The 15,937-nt window shown below is 58.7% G+C and carries 12 protein-coding genes; 5 read left to right on the forward strand and 7 right to left on the reverse strand.

Annotated features, from left to right (window positions below; all coding sequences use genetic code 11):
- Nucleotides 1-174 precede the first annotated feature (174 nt).
- Nucleotides 175-432, reverse strand: coding sequence for a hypothetical protein (locus HNQ71_RS19370; RefSeq protein WP_184874260.1), 258 nt, complete (start codon nt 430-432; stop codon nt 175-177).
- 82 nt (nt 433-514) lie between these two features.
- Here HNQ71_RS19370 and HNQ71_RS19375 point away from each other — a divergent pair, with 82 nt between their 5' ends.
- Nucleotides 515-1,357: a YdaU family protein gene (locus HNQ71_RS19375; protein WP_184874261.1), complete on the forward strand. Its 843-nt coding sequence runs from the start codon at nt 515-517 to the stop codon at nt 1,355-1,357.
- A gap of 154 nt (nt 1,358-1,511) precedes the next feature.
- On the opposite strand, the gene HNQ71_RS19380 is transcribed toward HNQ71_RS19375, so the two are convergent.
- The 3 genes from HNQ71_RS19380 to HNQ71_RS19390 form a co-directional block, all read right to left on the reverse strand.
- On the reverse strand, nt 1,512-1,763 hold the full coding sequence (locus HNQ71_RS19380) for a hypothetical protein (RefSeq protein ID WP_184874262.1): 252 nt from the start codon (nt 1,761-1,763) through the stop codon (nt 1,512-1,514).
- A 146-nt stretch (nt 1,764-1,909) separates the two neighbouring features.
- The gene (locus HNQ71_RS19385) at nt 1,910-2,110 is read right to left on the reverse strand and encodes a hypothetical protein (RefSeq protein WP_184874263.1); all 201 of its coding nucleotides are present in this window, start codon (nt 2,108-2,110) and stop codon (nt 1,910-1,912) included.
- Nucleotides 2,111-2,415: 305 nt separating this feature from the next.
- Nucleotides 2,416-2,880 (reverse strand): hypothetical protein, encoded by a 465-nt coding sequence (locus HNQ71_RS19390; RefSeq protein ID WP_184874264.1) that lies wholly within the window; start codon nt 2,878-2,880, stop codon nt 2,416-2,418.
- A gap of 145 nt (nt 2,881-3,025) precedes the next feature.
- Between HNQ71_RS19390 and HNQ71_RS34635 the strand changes: the two genes are divergently transcribed.
- From HNQ71_RS34635 to HNQ71_RS19400, 3 genes are all read left to right on the forward strand, one after another.
- Nucleotides 3,026-3,229 (forward strand): hypothetical protein, encoded by a 204-nt coding sequence (locus tag HNQ71_RS34635; RefSeq protein WP_210333942.1) that lies wholly within the window; start codon nt 3,026-3,028, stop codon nt 3,227-3,229.
- 265 nt (nt 3,230-3,494) lie between these two features.
- On the forward strand, nt 3,495-4,106 hold the full coding sequence (locus HNQ71_RS19395) for a hypothetical protein (protein ID WP_184874265.1): 612 nt from the start codon (nt 3,495-3,497) through the stop codon (nt 4,104-4,106).
- A 176-nt stretch (nt 4,107-4,282) separates the two neighbouring features.
- Nucleotides 4,283-5,668, forward strand: a complete 1,386-nt coding sequence (locus tag HNQ71_RS19400) for an adenylate/guanylate cyclase domain-containing protein (protein ID WP_246461646.1) — start codon at nt 4,283-4,285, stop codon at nt 5,666-5,668.
- 1,673 nt (nt 5,669-7,341) lie between these two features.
- Here the strand turns inward: HNQ71_RS19400 and HNQ71_RS19405 are convergent.
- Complete coding sequence (locus tag HNQ71_RS19405; RefSeq protein WP_184874266.1) at nt 7,342-8,388, reverse strand: DUF4274 domain-containing protein; 1,047 nt, start codon at nt 8,386-8,388, stop codon at nt 7,342-7,344.
- A 1,360-nt stretch (nt 8,389-9,748) separates the two neighbouring features.
- Here HNQ71_RS19405 and HNQ71_RS19410 point away from each other — a divergent pair.
- On the forward strand, nt 9,749-11,131 hold the full coding sequence (locus tag HNQ71_RS19410; RefSeq protein WP_184874267.1) for an adenylate/guanylate cyclase domain-containing protein: 1,383 nt from the start codon (nt 9,749-9,751) through the stop codon (nt 11,129-11,131).
- A 604-nt stretch (nt 11,132-11,735) separates the two neighbouring features.
- On the opposite strand, the gene HNQ71_RS19415 is transcribed toward HNQ71_RS19410, so the two are convergent.
- Nucleotides 11,736-13,688, reverse strand: a complete 1,953-nt coding sequence (locus HNQ71_RS19415) for a tetratricopeptide repeat protein (protein ID WP_184874268.1) — start codon at nt 13,686-13,688, stop codon at nt 11,736-11,738.
- Between the two features lie 568 nt (nt 13,689-14,256).
- Nucleotides 14,257-15,918, reverse strand: a complete 1,662-nt coding sequence (locus HNQ71_RS19420; RefSeq protein ID WP_184874269.1) for a winged helix-turn-helix domain-containing tetratricopeptide repeat protein — start codon at nt 15,916-15,918, stop codon at nt 14,257-14,259.
- Between the last annotated feature and the right edge of the window lie 19 nt (nt 15,919-15,937).

Raw genomic sequence — 15,937 nt, forward strand, 5'->3', positions numbered from 1 at the left:
CAAGTAGCGCTTGCGCGGAACGTTTTGTGAACTTAGAGTGCAAATCGGCACAACCAGCGCCGATAACTCAGCACAAGGTTCAAGAGCGATGACACTCGAAGAGGCCCTTGCTAGGGCGACAGTCTCAATCCCAGACGCGGGCAAGCTGTTTTATGGGCTTGCGCGAAATGCTTCCTACGATGCCGCCCGACGCGGTGACATCCCAACCGTCGAGATCGGCGGGCGGAAGCTGGCGGTGGTAGCGCCAATTGCCGAAAAGCTCGGCCTCCGCTCGACAGCGGGGAGGGCGGCTGCATGACTGCCCCCGCGCTCGATATAGCCCTCGCCGAACTCGAGCAGAAGGTTCTCATCTGTTCTGAGGTGATAGTTGAGGAGGGAATAGTTCTCCACGAACGCACCCACAAATTCACCGTAGATTTCATCATGCGGCATTGTCCCGTCCTCTCACCGCCGCCGATGCGATCGAAACGGCGGAGCGGATGAAGCGTCCCTTCAAGATTGGAGGGCTGCGAGCATGACTCCCGACCTCTCCCCGCACGAGCATGAGCATTCGGCTATTATCGATCAGGCCATTGAATTCTACACCGCCAACTACGGCGCCGAGGCCGATCGTCCCCGCATCGCAGCGTCGTTTCGGCTTGACCCCTCACCAGGCCGTCGTCGTCATCCGCGAAACCACATTGCGGAGGACTCGGGCCGCATGACGACGCTACCCTGGATGCCAGTCTTTCCCGGCGACGAACTGGCAGAGACAAGCCACTTGTCGACCGAAGAATATGGCGCCTATGCGCTGTTGAAGATGGCGCTGTGGCAGCATGGTGCGGTGGCCGATGACGACGAGCGCCTGTCCAGGATCACGCGACTTTCGCTCGAGAGATGGCTCGCCATTCGGGCGATGATTGAACCCCTATTCGGGCCGCGATGGACGCACGAGAAGCTCGAACACCATCGCGCATTGGCAGCGGGTCAGCGTGAAAAGAAGTCCGCCGCCGGCAAGAAAGGCGCTCTCGGCCGCTGGGGTGTCGATGGCAAAGCCAATGGCAACCGCAATGGCACAGCCAATGGCGTTGCCATAACCAAAGATGGCAGTGCCATGCCTTCTGCCAATGACACAGCCAATGCAGACGCCAATGGCCTCCAACCCCAGATGAAGAACTCTGCTTATGAAAAGGAAGTGCTTACACACGCACACCCGCACGCGCGAGAGAAGATACCCAAGGTCTCATCGAAGCTAGAGGCAGGGCAGTGGCTTGACGCTCAAGGCATCCTTCCGATGGACGCCGCATTCAACCCATGCGTCGACAAGATGCTCCGCGGCGAACTCGATTGGCCCGACATCGAAAGGGCGATCTCATGAGCCGCCACGCCTATCAATCCGTGGTGGTGTGGTCTGACTCGACCAAGGGCTCGACAGCGCGACCGAGGCTATCGAGCGGATGCAAATTCATGGCCGAGCATGCAGCCATTCACCGTGAGGCGCATTCGAACACGCTCGACGTCGTGGCGAGCGCCTATGAGCGGGAGTATTGGCGGCGCTGGCCAGAAAGGTAGCGAATGAGACGGCGGCCTGGTTCAAGCCGCGCGACGCCCTTTATTGCTGGGGGATTGATCTCCCGGTTTGCGGTATCGACCAGACATCGCATCTTGCGGCGGAGTGCGATGTTTTCGGCCAGCATCTCTTCAGTGCGCTGCAGTGCGAGTTCGGCGCAGTGGATGCGCTCCTCGGCATCTGCAATCGCGTCAAAGTTCGGGTTCGGGATCACGGGACAACCTCGCTGTGCTGGTTTGAGCTACAGGCAGGTGAAACATCTCCCGGCTGTGTAGGTTCCGTCACAGTTGGCTACAGCCTGTCACACGTGGTCGCCGGGTGGTTGCCATGAGCGCATGCCTCGCCATCGCGGGGACGGGATCACATGCCGAGCGTCTCAGTGCTTCCGGCGGGCCGGACAGTGTCGGCGAATGTTTCCGCTGCTGCCTGGACCTTGTCGGCCGCTTCGTCGACCTTATCGAAGCGCTTCAGCATTCGTACGTGGATCATCGTCAACCGAGCGGCATGGTAAATCACGCTGCGCTTGTGCCCGTCAGAGTTGAGTGGTTCGAACAACATCATGGCGCCAAATCCTCAGTAATGCGGGACAGGGGGAGCGACCTTCCGAAAGCGCTCTCGTGCGTCGATCACTCGAGCCTGGTCAGCCCGGATCCTGGCGCACAGCGCAAGGCTGAGACCAACGCCGCAGTCGTCGTCCAGTTGCCCGTTTGCTCGGTCCAGGGAGCGTTCGGTGCGCTTTACACGCTGTCTGGCCTTCGCCAGTTCAAAGCTAAAGATTTCGACCATTTCACCGATTCCATCGGTCCTCTGGTCCCTTCACGAAGACAACCGGCGCCGACAGCTTTGGTTCCGATGGCGTCTTGCCCTCAAAGCAGATCGCCGAATCCCCAGATCAGCGTTCCGATAGCGCTGACCAAAAGGTGCTCGCGCAAGAACCGATATTGCCCAGCTTCAATCATCACCGGAACCACCCGTGATACGCGCTTGAGCGCCGTGGCTCTGGCTTCATCATCTGCTTCGGGGCCCGATACTCGCTGCCGCTCGACGGTCGTGAAAATATCCACAACGGCCTCGCTAACGCCGCCACGCATCATCTTTGCCCAAGCCGACGCTCGCCAGGCATGCAGAATGCTGAGAGCAGTCAATGCCGCTCCTGATCGGGCGAACGGTCCGAAGTTGCCGGCCCGCCAACTGCAAAGCAGACCGACTGCTATGACCACGCAGCAAAGGACCACCAGCTCTCGTCGTTTCCGCCGTGTCAAATCGTTCGAAGTCTCTTCGATGCCTTTAGCAAATCCGGGTGGCAGCGGTAGGTCATGCTTGTCGATCATGCGAGGAACTATCGACCGCTTGGCAGTGGTCAGGCAAGTCCTCAAGGCGGCAGGGGGTATATGCATCTCTAGCGGCCTTACCCCTAAAACCGCTTCGGGGTTTCGCGCAGAATTAGTTTGGGACTTATGAACGTTAGGAGCCGAAATGGGCCTGCACGGCAAACCGTCGAACGGACCGAGGAAGGCGCCGCGGCGCCATGCCAGGCCGCATTCATCGGTGCGCGTTACCACGGAGATGTCGCCAGCCTACCTCGACTTGCTGAACGCCGGTTACTGGGCCGATCCTCGTGATCCCGAGCGCGAAGCTGCCTGGGAGGAATGGCGAGAGCGCATCCTCGACGAGCGCTAGGCGGCCGGCATTGACTGATTAAATTGGAATGAGTGTCTGCCAGCCCTCTGCCTCCCTTCTGCCGAGACGAAGAGCTCTTCGATGTTCTGCTTAGGTGGGCCGAAGTGCGGAGAAGGTTTTGCAGGCGAGCATGCAGGTGGCAAGGGTCTTCCAGCAGAGCTGAGCTGGTCCGATTTGCCGCCTGGATGTCAGAGCTTTTCACCTAAAATGCATGCTTAGATTTGTATGAAGTTCGCACACTATTTCGGGAAAATCGGAGGCTCGCATGGGCGGCGCAGGATCGGGAAATCGCTGGCGAACAGGAGCCCGCCGCAAGTGCGAGGATCTGCTGGATCTTCGCATCTCGGATTTGAGCAAGGGCGGGCTGCTGTCGCCCGGGCGCCGAGGGAATTTGGAGTGGACTGTCGGCGGTCGACCTTTTCGTTCGATCGATATTTTCACGCGCGAAGACAGCTTGGAATTGACCTATCGCCGTCTAGGGCCAGCCCAAGAGTGGCAGCGCGTGCTCGAGGTCATCGCTCTTGATTCCGCGGATCAATATTTCGGCGGTGAGCGACGTTGGTTTATCTGCCCTTGCTGCGATCGACGATGCGCAGTGCTCTACGCTGGCGAGGAATTTCGCTGCCGCTTGTGTCTGAACCTCGCCTATCGCTCCCAGAGCGAAGATCATCGCTATCGGTGTCTTTCCAGAGCCCGGAAATTGCGACAGCGCCTTGGGGGAGCCGCCGCAAACACCCCGCTCCAACTTCTAGACAAGCCGACGGGAATGCACTGGCGGACATACAATACGCTCTACGAAAAGGGGGTGGCTTTGGAGCAGGCGACGCTGCGCGCTTTCTCAGAGATAGCCCTCAAGCTGAATGCCGTCAGTCGTTGAGCGGGACCCTCGCGTAGCATTCGTTCGTTGCGGATCAACGCAGCATGTCTGCCTTCGCCCTTCCAGTCCTCAATTCACGCACGCATGAACCGCATGCAGATTGCTAAGGTTAGGAACTTGGCCACGTGCTACCATTGGTGGCCTGATTGTGGCGTCCGAAGCAGGCTCAACGGTGCTTGATCGCATATCTCCAGTCCACGGTTGAGATTGGCTTCGTTTCCGGGATTCGAACCGCCATGGCTCCACGCACCCAGTACGCGAAGTGCGGCAATCTATCGATCGCCTATCAGGTCCTTGGTGACGGGCCAATCGATCTTGTCTATGCGCAAGGTTGGGTCTCCCATTTGGAGTATGCATGGGAAAGTCCCGACTATGCGCGGTTCTTCAGGCGTCTCGCCAATTTCTCGCGCTTGATCAGGTTCGATCGTCGGGGCATGGGTCTATCCGATCGAGATGTCGGGCCCGCGACGATCGAAGAGCGAGTGGATGATATCCGGGCGGTCATGGATGCTGCCGGGTCGGAACGGGCAGCCCTCCTTGGCGTGTCCGAGGGGGGCTACATGGCGGCAATGTTCGCCGCAACTCATCCCGAACGTACAGCCGCGCTTATTCTCTGCGGGAGCTATGCTAGGCAAAGCTGGGCGCCTGACTATCCGTGGGGCATAACGCTAGAGGATCGTGACGCGTGGAACACGCTCATGGAAGAGAATTGGGGTGAGCCTTTTGAGCTCGACCAGGCTGCGCCGAGCATGGCAAAGGATGAGGCGGCGCGCTCATGGTTCGGCGCCTATCTTCGCTATTCCGCAAGTCCGGGTGCAGTTCGAGCGCTCAACGATCTGAGTTTTGAAGTCGATATACGCGGTGTTTTGCCGAGTGTTCAGGTGCCTACTCTAGTGCTGCATCGCAGCGGAGACCGCTGGCATTCTGTCCCCGAAGCCCAATATCTTGCCGATCATATTCCAGGCGCCAAGTTGGTCGTGCTTCCCGGCGACGATCACTTACCGTGGTGGGGTGACCAGGAACGACTGGTAGGTGAAGTGCAGGAGTTCCTGACTGGAACCCGAAATAGTCCGCCCTCCGAGCGGGTCCTCCTGACCGTGCTCGTGACCGATATTGTTGGATCAACCGAAAAGCTCGCGGCAATCGGAGACCTCAAATGGAAGGAGACTCTGCAAGCGCATGACGGTGTCGTGCGACGAGAGCTGAAGAACTTCGGTGGCCAGGAAGTCAACCGCACGGGCGATGGCTTCGTTTTGGCTTTCACCGGGCCAACCCGGGCTATCCAGTGCGCGCGGGCAATCATACAGGAACTGTCGCGTCTCGGCCTCACCATGCGCGCTGGACTGCATACCGGTGAATGCGAGCGGCGCGAGACCGATCTGAGTGGGCTCGCGGTGCATGTTGCGTCACGCATCTGCAGCAATGCGTCGCCGGGCAGTATCCTGGTGTCCAATACGGTCAAAGACCTGGTTGTCGGCTCGGGGATCGGGTTCATTGACCAAGGCATGTACTCGTTAAAGGGGGTGCCTGGTGAATGGTCGCTTTTCGCCGTCGTTGAATAAGCCGCAGACTTCGGAGACGCGGTTGGTGGCTACGGTTATTCACTATGCACCATCCAATCTCGATCTCTGCTCGTACCTAGAAGGTCCGGCCAAAGCGTCATTTCGTGACTTGGTGATCGGGCTGGGGGCGACGATCCAAAAAAAGGGACGGCCGCCAGTATAACTGGCGGCCGTTTGATTCCCCAGGTTAACCGAATGGCCCGCCGGACCCCCTCCCGGGCTTACCCGCGTGGGTGCACAGGAACCTCCCACGCCCTCCGCTCCGCGCAACGCCGAGGGCGCTGCGCTTCGGGCGCGGGTCCCTCCTATGCACTACCCGGATAAGCCCAAACCTGGGCACCCAGAGGGGTCGCGATTGGACGCGAAAAGGGGGTCACGGTTGGAAGCGAATTGACAGGGCAGTTGGCGAGGAAGTGCCCTTGAACGCGCACCGACCAGGGAATTCGCCCCGTAAAGGCCGATGCTCCCCACCGCGGTACCGCGCCCTCGATGAGACATGTGTCTGCGGGGACGGCAGGCCAGCGCGATCAGTCCGCGTCAGCTGATGGGCCGCCACCCCACGCCACTATCTGCTTCGGGGGCAGTTGTGAAAAAACAACCGTCGACTTTGATTGCGCCAATAGTCATGGGTCCCAGAAGGGTTATGCAAACGGGTGGAGAGTGTACGTTGACGCGGACCATAAGCCCGCTGTTGTCCACGTTTTCCGTCCGGTGCGCGTCCCAGAATCAGACTTGGGCAAAATTACCTGTGAGGGATATTGCTTCACACTTCCCAAATGATTCGTGCTCGCTCGAGGCATAGTTGTACTTCTGGGACTAGCGCCGTTGGAGCGGTTTCTCTAGCAAGAGTTCAATCGAGCGACACCGGCAATCCTCGATTTGTAGAAGTGGTTTTGGCGCCCGAATCGCGCGAAAGTTAAACGATGCCCCGTCTGACTCCGCAGCAAAGGATTGCACTGGCTCGAACGCTCGAGGGCCGCGCTGATTCGGCTGAAGGACTGAGCTCGGAGAAAAGAATAGAGCTTCGCCGGGCTGCAAACAACCTTCTCGCAGTGAATAGAATGGAAGAGGCCAAGCATCGCCGGATTTTTGAAGAAGCTTCCGAGGTACGCTGGTCGGAGGACCTACGAGAGGAGCTCGGGTATCGTCATATGATCCACTTGGCCGACGTTTTCGAGGGATGGGCAATTGACCGGCGCATGACGCCCGAATGGACAGCCAAGTTGACAGGGTGGGCAGAGTCTATGCGGCGGTTGGCAGATGAAGTCGGGTCGGCCTGGGATCCGCCAAGACCAGCGGGTCCAATCTCCCTTGTCGGATTCATTGGTCGTAACCTGATGGACGAGTAGAGTAACCGGTTCAAGGTGTCGGACCTTCGGCCTACGCGTCGTGGTGGCAGAGGTACCGTGGCTGCTTTGCGCCTCATGTCGGCCGTTAAGGTGAGCTCTGAAGCCGCATGAAAGCAGACAATCCGGCGACCAAGCTGGAGGTCGCGGTAGCGCCAGTTCCGGACATGCAAGTTGTCCGTTTTGCCGGCGGGGCATTCGCGTTGCAGCTAGTGCACCCCCGCTGCCTCGAACGGAAAACTCTTTGGGCTCAGTCAAACTGCTCGGGGCCACTTACGATCGGTCGTCCAAGGCCGAGAGTCGCACCGGGAGACGCGTCGACGCTGATCAGTTGATCCCGAACGCTGGGATGTCTAAGCCTCCGAACCGGTTTTCGTGCGCGATGCGGCGTCCGGCACCGCTTGTCGGAAGGTTGGCCGGAAGGACCGCGGCCAGCTGGCCGAGTGTTGGCTTGTACCGGCTGATGATCTCGAGGTTCCGTGACAAGTCGAACTGGATCGCCGAGCGCTGATAGAAGCCGCGTTCCATCCGAGCTTTGATGTCCATCATCATGTCGAATGTCGTCAAATCTGATTGTTTCTCCGCAACGCGAGACCGGTCGCCTTCGAACTGCAGATAAAACTCCGGGCTAGTGCCAAAGAAGACGTGCAAGGCCGTCGCCAGATCGCAGTCTCCGCGCCGGGTGATCCAGAGCAGCGGCGCCAGGCCGTAATCCCAATTCCAGTTCAGCGCCGCTACATGGCGTTGATCGGGATCGGCTTGGCGCAGCCAGTTTGCATAGCGCACGAATTCGCTTGGCGAGTAGTCGTCCCATGGCTGGCAATGTTTCGCCCAGGTCAGGAGCATGGCGTCGTCGTCGGCGCTTATATATTTCCAGGCGCTGGCGAGTTCGCGTCGCTTTTGTTCCTTCTCCGACCGCTCCTTCCAGAACGCCTGCCGGGCGTCCATGATCCTCGAATGACCGGGTTGGCAGATGGTCAGTTGCTCGAGCGAGTCTTTCCTGAACATCAACATGATTTCAAACCCGTCATCCGTGTTGCCGCTGAGATACCTGACATCGGGATGGGTGATCTCCATCGTGGCAAGCCCGAGTCTGGCGATCTCGCTGTCGGCGTCCGATCGAGCCATCCCGATTACGAAGCCGTAGAGGCTGATAGAACCCGGAAAGGGGGATCTGAAGTCGATCTTTTCCACGATGTGGTCGCTGGCGATTCCGCTGGGATCGTTGTTCGCGCTTTGCCCGAAGCCGAACTGCACGCCGAACTTTCCGCCACGACTGTGTTCGGACCACTTCTCGCGCGGAAATGTCTCGTCGACTCGAGCTTGGGTCATTAATGGGCGAAGCTGAACAATCTTGCTGATATAGTCATCCATGCCGGCGTAGATTACCTTTAGCGAGACCCTTGGACAACCGCGCGTATGGTTTTCTGGACACGGGCAATCTCAATCGTCGTCACCTGCCGTCGCGTTGCGCGTTCCAAAGCTGCATCGGCAGGCCATAGTAACGCTTACGGGAACCGAAGCCGAGCGCGCTCAGCAGCCCTGTCGGTTCGCTTCTAACCGGGAGGCAGGTGAACTCGGGGGTAAGAGCAAGGCTACCTTTGGGACTGATCCAACAATGGTTCCGATAGCCACAGAGCTTCGCGACATCCGCCATTCCAGTCTTGGGGTCGATCGATATCAGGGCGGTGCTTGCCCGGCCGGGCTCGCTACCCGTCAAAGCCGGAATGCACAACCGTCCATCAGCGGTCTCTGCCAGCTGCTGGCCGTAGAAGCGGAGGGGAGTTGACCTGGAATGTCGGCGGCCGTCCTTCCGGTTCGATCGGGATTTTCGTGGAGGAAGGCAGCCTGGAGTTGACCTATCATCGTCGAGGACCGGCCCAGGAGTGGCGGCACGTGCACGAGGTCATCGCGCTTGATTCCACGGAACAACATTTCGGCGGTGAGCGGCGCTGGTTCATTTGCCCGTCCTGCAATCGTAGATGCGCAGTTCTTTACGACGGTAACGGCTTTCGCTGCCGTGTGTGTTTGGATCTCAGTTATCGCTCCCAGAGCGAAGATCCTCGCTTTCGATGTCTCTCTAAGGCACGGAAATTGCGGCAACGCCTTGGAGGAACCGCAAGCGTCCCGCTACGACTTGCGGACAAGCCTCGAGGAATGCATTGGCGGACATATAACAGGCTCTACGAAAAGGCAGTAGCACAGGAGCAGGCGACACTGCGCGCTTTTGCTGGGGCGGCGGACAGGCTGCTCGCCGTCAGTCGTTAGAGGCCGCAGGACAAGCGCCCGCCGGCAATTTATTCGTCGTAGGTGCCGTGGCTGCTTTGCGCCCTATGTCGGTCGTTGAGGTCGGCTTTGCCACCGCCTGAAAAGCAGACATTGCCGGCGACCCCGCTGGAGGTCGCGGTTGCGCCATTGACGAAAGTTCGACGATTAGAGCGAGATGGTCTGCTTCGCGCGCTGATAGTTGGCGTACATCGTTGCTGCCTGGTTGTCGCATCTCGACGAAGCCGGTTTCTGCTCTGCAGCGTCACCACCACGATCCGCGCCGTGATGAACCCTCGTTGTCCGCTCGGCAAGCGCTCGCTGCCGATGCAAGCGGTCTTGTGGTCCGGTCCCCGCAACGAAACCATTTCGGCTTCGTTGGTACTCGAATTTTGCACGATTCTATTGCCTGAGCCGATTGGTGCTACACTGACAAGCCAGTTAACGCGACGGACCTGTGTTCGGTGATATGACCAAAGTAACCGCTTTACCCGACAGAGTGGATTTCGACGTGGCCGCGGATGAGACCTTGCTCGAGGCGGCTCTCAGATCGGGCGTGCCGTTCGCCCATGCATGCGGCGGCAGGGCGAAATGCTCGACATGCCGCGTTTGGGTTCTCGACGGCATTGAGGCTTGCCCGGACCGGAATCCGGACGAAACCCTGATGGCGAACCGGTTGAGATTGGCCGATGAGGTTCGGCTGGCCTGTCAGCTCAGGCCGGAAGGCGAGCTTCGCGTCCGACGCCTGGTGCTAGACGAAACCGACATGATGATCACTAGCCAGCTGGGCACTTCTGCCGCGACGCGTTGCGGCGAAGCAAGGCATGTTGCGGTCTTCTTCAGTGATATTGTCGATTTCACCGCGCTGTCGGAGCGGCTTTCCCCCTACGACGTGATGTATCTGCTCAATCGTTACTTCGCCCAAGTCGGGGACGTCATCGAGCAGAATGGCGGTTTCATTGACAAACTGATCGGCGATGGGCTCATGGCAATATTCGGTATCGACGACCAGCCAGACGCCCCGCTCCGCGCCGTGAACGCCGCACTTCAGACCCTCGCCACGGTCGATCGTCTGAAGCCTTTCTTTGCCTCGATGTATGGCATCGATTTCGATATTCGTATCGGCCTCAACTATGGCGAAGCCGTCATCGGCACATTGGGTTTCGCCGGACACGAACGTCTGACGGCCATCGGCGACGTTGTAAATCTGGCCAGCCGGGTCGAGGCCGCCAATAAAGATGCCGGTACGCGATTGCTAATATCCGAGGCCCTCCGCGATCAGATCGCCGACAAGGTGGAAATCGGCGACTTCGTCAGGGTACGCCTTCGCGGTACCGCCGAGCGCACAAGCCTGTTTGAAATAGTCAGGCTGAAGCCCGAAATTGACGCCGAACTGAATTCCAAGGGGCTTCGCGAAACCATCCGTCACGGCGGCAGGAGGTGGGTTCGCGCTTTTGCCGAAGACGAGCTTCGGCCCTACGAACGTCGGATTCTCGATTTTGAAGATTACGATATCGTCGTCGTTCGCGGATCCGACAACTATTGCGCCTTCAACAATGCTTGCCCGCATCTTCATCTGCCGCTCTACGAACGCCGAAGTTCCACTGAGGCCGAAAAGCTGAAGCTCCCACACACGGAGAGCACGATCACCGCAGATCTTGGCCTGGTCTGCCGCTGGCATCAGAGTTGTTTCGACCTGTCCACCGGCGAAATCAGGGGGTGGGCGCAGCTGCAGCAGGATGGTACTGCGCCGGGCTATGAATTCGCCGGTGACATTTCGAAAAACCGCGCAAAACTGATCGTATACCCCTGCCGAAAGCAGGACGGCTTTGTGTGGATCGGGCTCGAGTGAAGCGACGTTCCGATATTTCAGTTTTCCGTCGCGATCCCATGTCGCCTTTTCTCACATTCTAGGACTTCCTGATCGTGAGACTGAACGGCAGCATCGGGTCAGGTCACGACAATGCTCACGGCGACCGTAATGTCCGGCCCTGAAGATTTGCCGCCTGAAGCAGCCGGTCCGCAAACGGCCCCAATTGCGCTCATTCCGGATCTACCTTAGGGGCGAAGCTGCTTTGTGCCTATCGGGCCGCTTTCGCCGCGATGGCGGCGCGCCGTTTAATTAGCCACAATGTCAACATGGGTGACCCACCGGGTTGCGGATACCGTGATTGCGGCGGGTTTTGGTCGGACCTCTGCGCCGAGCTATGCGACCTCAGCCAAACATAGTTCCCACTAATATGCTATAGGCTGAGCATGAGGGGCAAAACCATGGGTCGGTTTCTGCGGTATTTAGCCTGGGTATGTCTTGTTTCGGCCAGCCATGCCAACGCCCACAGCTGGTATCCGGGCAAAACTGACCCGGTTCGACGTCGGCTCCCTGGCCCTCAGCAGCCCTATTCTGCGCCCCTTATCATGTTGCAGCAGGGCCAGGAACGGACCTGCGCTCAATCAGCTCATTTTCCGGGCTTCATATTCAGGGTTATTGCTTCACTCTCCTCGTGGCCTGCTGATATTCGAGCCCCAGTCGCGGCTATTTGGGCCTCCATCCGATTGACGAGCGCGACATAACGGGGATGAGCGCGGAGCGAGTCGAGGTCGCTATCCTGACGCATCCAAGGCATGCGCAAAATGAGGTAGGCATGTGATGCAGTTAGCTGACGTTCCAGGCAATCGATAGCCTGTTCCGCCTTGCCCAGCCTCGCATAAAAACAGCCTATGTTGTACTGAACCGCAATGTTGTCTCCGGCGAACATTTCAGCACGGGAGACCCACGACAGCGCGCGTTCAATCTCGCCAATTTCCGCCAGCATTGAGGCGCCGTAACATAGCGCGGTGGCATTGTCGGGATGCGCTTTGACTTCCTTTTCCACTCCCAGCACACCTTGCCTTGCAGCTTCCTTGGCGTCGTCGCTGCGGCCAAGTGAAACATAGACCATATTTAGATTGGTCCAGACCCGATAGTCATCGGGTGACAACGATACGGCACGCTGGTACAGCGCGGCAGCTTTCTCGTATTGACCTTGAATGAAACAATTCCGGCCGTAAGAGAAATAGGTATCGGAAGAACTGGCGTCTAACTCTAAAGCTCGCTCGAACTCCACTTCCGCCTCGGCATACCGGCCATTTACGAAAAAGGCCCCGCCACGTGATGCGTGGGCATCGGCGAGACCTGGCTCAAGTTCCAGCGCCCGTGTACTGTTGGAAAGAACCGCCTCGAAGCTGGCATCGGGATCGTTGCAGGTCAACAGAAGCCACTCGCAATCAGCCAAAGCGGCATAAGCGCGCGCATAATTTGGGTCAATTTCAACAGCTCTGGCAAACAGTCGCTGCGCTGTCTTGATAAACTTGGTCTCGACTCCCCTATTGAGGAACGACCTGCCCATCAACAGCGTCTCGTAAGCCTCTGGGTTGTCGGTCGAGCGGTTTGTAATTGTCGCCAGTTCTTCGGGCAACAGCTTCACTTTGAGCACGTCGACAATGCTTTTGGATATCTCGTCCTGAAGGGCAAAGATATCGTCCAGCGTCCGGTCATACCGCTCGGCCCAGATATGGTCACCGCCACGACCATTGATTAGCTGAGCCGTGATACGCACTCGCCCTCCAGCCTTGCGTACACTTCCTTCCAGGACGTAGGCGACATTCAGCTTCTTCGCCACCTCCTCGATCAATACCGCCTTGCCCTTGAAGGTAAAGACGGTATTGCGCGCGACGACGGAGAGTCCGGACGCTTTCGAAAGGTCGGTGATAATGTCCTCGGTGATACCGTCGGAAAAGTACTCCTGCTCGGGATCGCCGCTCATATTCGCAAAGGGCAGGACCGCAATCGATGGCTTCTCCGAAAGTGCAGTCGCCGGTTGCGCCGCACGTCTGCCGGTCCCGCCTGTTCCGGCGCGATAAACCCGCACTGGCTTCGCGATGTTCTTGAGTGTGTGCTCGCCCAGATCGTCGAACGCCAACGCCAGCTTGCCTGTGACATGATCGTGCACGGTGGCGGAGACGTAGATGCCGCCGGGCTCAGCCAGTCCCTCCAGCCGGGCGGCCACGTTGACACCGTCGCCATAGAGATCACTGCCCTCGACGATCACGTCGCCCAGATTGATGCCGATACGCAGGACGATGTGCGAGGCTTCGGGAATGCCTTCGTTAGCAGCAGTGAATCCCTTTTGTAGTTCAACCGCGCATTGTACCGCATCAACTGCACTGGCGAACTCGACAAGCACACCGTCGCCCATAAGTTTGACTACGCGACCATTGTGCTGGACGACCAATGGAGACAACACGGCCTGCCGACGTGATTTCAATGCGGCTAGTGTGCCAGCCTCATCGCGTTCCATCAGGCGGGAATAACCAACAACATCGGCTGCCAAAATTGCAGCAAGGCGGCGTTGGGTTCGAGTCTCGGCCATGTGGGTTGAATACTTTCAGAAAGCCGGGCAATTGGGATTGTATTGGTACCCTGGCCTAGAGTCTATCCGGCCCGACTTCCGAGATGGGTCATACGCGTCGTTTCTGAAATATCCGCCCCACGTCCGTTCGCTGGGGCATTGCGGACATGGCAGTACTGCATCGATGCTCTCGGTCCTCGAATGCTCGGGGGTTGAGTGTCTCTCTTCGCCGTGATGATCGCCGCCTGCTTCTTCATGCTGTTGCTGAGTAGCTGTCTCGACGCCTCATTGATTTGAGGCCGCTCTAACCCACGCTCCGGTATGACAATGGGGTCGCAAAATCCATTTCGGCCCTTTATCGCTCGTTTAATTGGGCACACCATCAGCATGGATCGCCCCCCGGCAAAGATCGCCTTTTGACCCGGATCCGTAAGTTTCGCGCACGGAAGGAACGGCAGCTTTGCGCCTCATGTCGGCCATTAACGCAAATTTGTCTTCGCTCAGAAGCGGACATCGCGGATGGCCATGCGGCAAGTCGTAGTCGCGGCAATTCCCGACACCCCGCACCCAATATTCCTGTGAAGGATGATCACTCCGGCAACCCAGCGAACCGCATGTGTTCGATCCAGCGGTCGAGGCTTCCGGGTGCGGTCCAAATCTTGCCCCACTCCCTGCGTTCTTTACTGATGGATTCACTGGGAGTGTTCTGGAGGAAAACCGCAAGTGCTTCCTTTGCCTCGCGCTTGTTTCCCAGACATGCTTGGATTCCAGCAAGCATTCGATGCGCGCCGATCGGGATTGTGGACATTTTCCGCATAGCGGCCAGCGCGGCCCCGCAATCGTTCTTTTCCCAGAGCGCCCAGCCCATCTGCCAGTTGAAGTCGTCCGGGTAGAAAGGATCGATGCCCATGGCCTGCCTGATGCGATCGATCGCTTCGTCTGTACGACCAACATAGAGTAGCAGATCCGTGCTGCGGACCAGGATATCCGAGTTGCTCGGGTTCAGGGCGATTGCCTGATCGAACTGCGCAAGGGCCTGCTCCACCTCGCCGGCTTCGGTGTGGATGCTGGCGCGGATATTATGCGCTTCAGCGTCATCAGGACCGAGCACGATGGCCTCGTCGGCGTATTCAGCCGCGCGGTTCAACGCCTCGTCACGGTCCTGCTCGTTCCAGCCGAACATCGCATCGTTGCGATAGGACCAAGCCAGCCCGATATAGCCGAACTGCGAGTTCGGATCCTCTTCGATCGCCTTGAGCTCCATCTGCCGAAACAGCTCGTTCCTCGCAGCCGAGAAATTCTCTCGAATCTCGGCGATCCCCATCAGGTGATAGTGGAGCGCACTGACCCTGGCAGAACCGCTCTGTGGCAGAGGGCGCTCGATCCTGCGCCCGACCCGTTCCGCAAGCGTGCGGATGATTTCCTCCTGGACGACGAAAAGATCGCCGATCTCGCGGTTGTAGGTGTTGGCCCAGACATGCGATCCGTCATGCGCACTCAGCAATTGGGCCGTCACTTTCAGCCGGTCTCCGATCTTCTGCTGGCTGCCCTCAAGCAGGTAGTCGACCCCGAGTTCATCTCCGATCTGCCTGGTGTCGGTGGGCTTCCCGCGATACCTGAAACTCGAGTTCCGGGCGATGACGGCATAAGTCTTGCTCCGCGCAAGCTCGGTGATGATTCCCTCGGCAACGGCATCGCTGAGATATCCCTTGTCCGCACCGGCACTCATGTCGTCGAAGGGAAGGATCGCAATCCTCGGCATGTCGTCCGAACGAACCGGAGTGGCTCGCCATGCTTCCGCGCCGTAGTATGTGCCGATCGCTGCCGCGACGAGGACGATCGCAGTAAGGATGACCCCGCGTCGCGTCTTGGCTCGTCCCATGACGGCCGCGGCGTTTAGGTCCGTTGCGTCCGATGGATGGGCATTCAGCCGGTAGCCTCTCCTGGGGAGGGTTTCCACGATCGCATGCGCGTCGTCCGCCAATGCGCGGCGGATATCGGCAATGCATTGGGTAAGGCTGTCGTCGGTCACGAAGGTATCGGGCCAAACCGCCTGCATCAGCGCATCCTTGGACACGATCTCGCCCGGTCGCGCCGCGAGCACGGAGAGCACCTCGGCGGACTGGCTGCGGAGATCGATCGCTTTGCCTTCAACCGTTCGGAGTTCGTTGAATCTGGTCAGGAAAACAAAACCGCCAAACGCGATCGTTTCGGCAGATTTCGGGTCAATTTCAGGAGCCTTTCGGGACATTTCACCCTCATGGCGCGCT

The organism is Mesorhizobium sangaii (assembly GCF_014207355.1).
Lineage (GTDB): Bacteria > Pseudomonadota > Alphaproteobacteria > Rhizobiales > Rhizobiaceae > Mesorhizobium > Mesorhizobium sangaii.

Excerpts from the sequence above, each read along its gene's own strand:
- HNQ71_RS19395 (WP_184874265.1), top strand. The coding sequence starts at position 3,495 with ATGGGCGGCGCAGGATCGGGAAATCGCTGGCGAACAGGAGCCCGCCGC.
- HNQ71_RS19390 (WP_184874264.1), bottom strand. The coding sequence starts at position 2,880 with ATGATCGACAAGCATGACCTACCGCTGCCACCCGGATTTGCTAAAGGC.
- HNQ71_RS19385 (WP_184874263.1), bottom strand. The coding sequence starts at position 2,110 with ATGATGTTGTTCGAACCACTCAACTCTGACGGGCACAAGCGCAGCGTG.
- HNQ71_RS19370 (WP_184874260.1), bottom strand. The coding sequence starts at position 432 with ATGCCGCATGATGAAATCTACGGTGAATTTGTGGGTGCGTTCGTGGAG.
- HNQ71_RS19410 (WP_184874267.1), top strand. The coding sequence starts at position 9,749 with ATGACCAAAGTAACCGCTTTACCCGACAGAGTGGATTTCGACGTGGCC.
- HNQ71_RS19420 (WP_184874269.1), bottom strand. The coding sequence starts at position 15,918 with ATGTCCCGAAAGGCTCCTGAAATTGACCCGAAATCTGCCGAAACGATC.
- HNQ71_RS19415 (WP_184874268.1), bottom strand. The coding sequence starts at position 13,688 with ATGGCCGAGACTCGAACCCAACGCCGCCTTGCTGCAATTTTGGCAGCC.
- HNQ71_RS19375 (WP_184874261.1), top strand. The coding sequence starts at position 515 with ATGACTCCCGACCTCTCCCCGCACGAGCATGAGCATTCGGCTATTATC.
- HNQ71_RS34635 (WP_210333942.1), top strand. The coding sequence starts at position 3,026 with ATGGGCCTGCACGGCAAACCGTCGAACGGACCGAGGAAGGCGCCGCGG.
- HNQ71_RS19405 (WP_184874266.1), bottom strand. The coding sequence starts at position 8,388 with ATGGATGACTATATCAGCAAGATTGTTCAGCTTCGCCCATTAATGACC.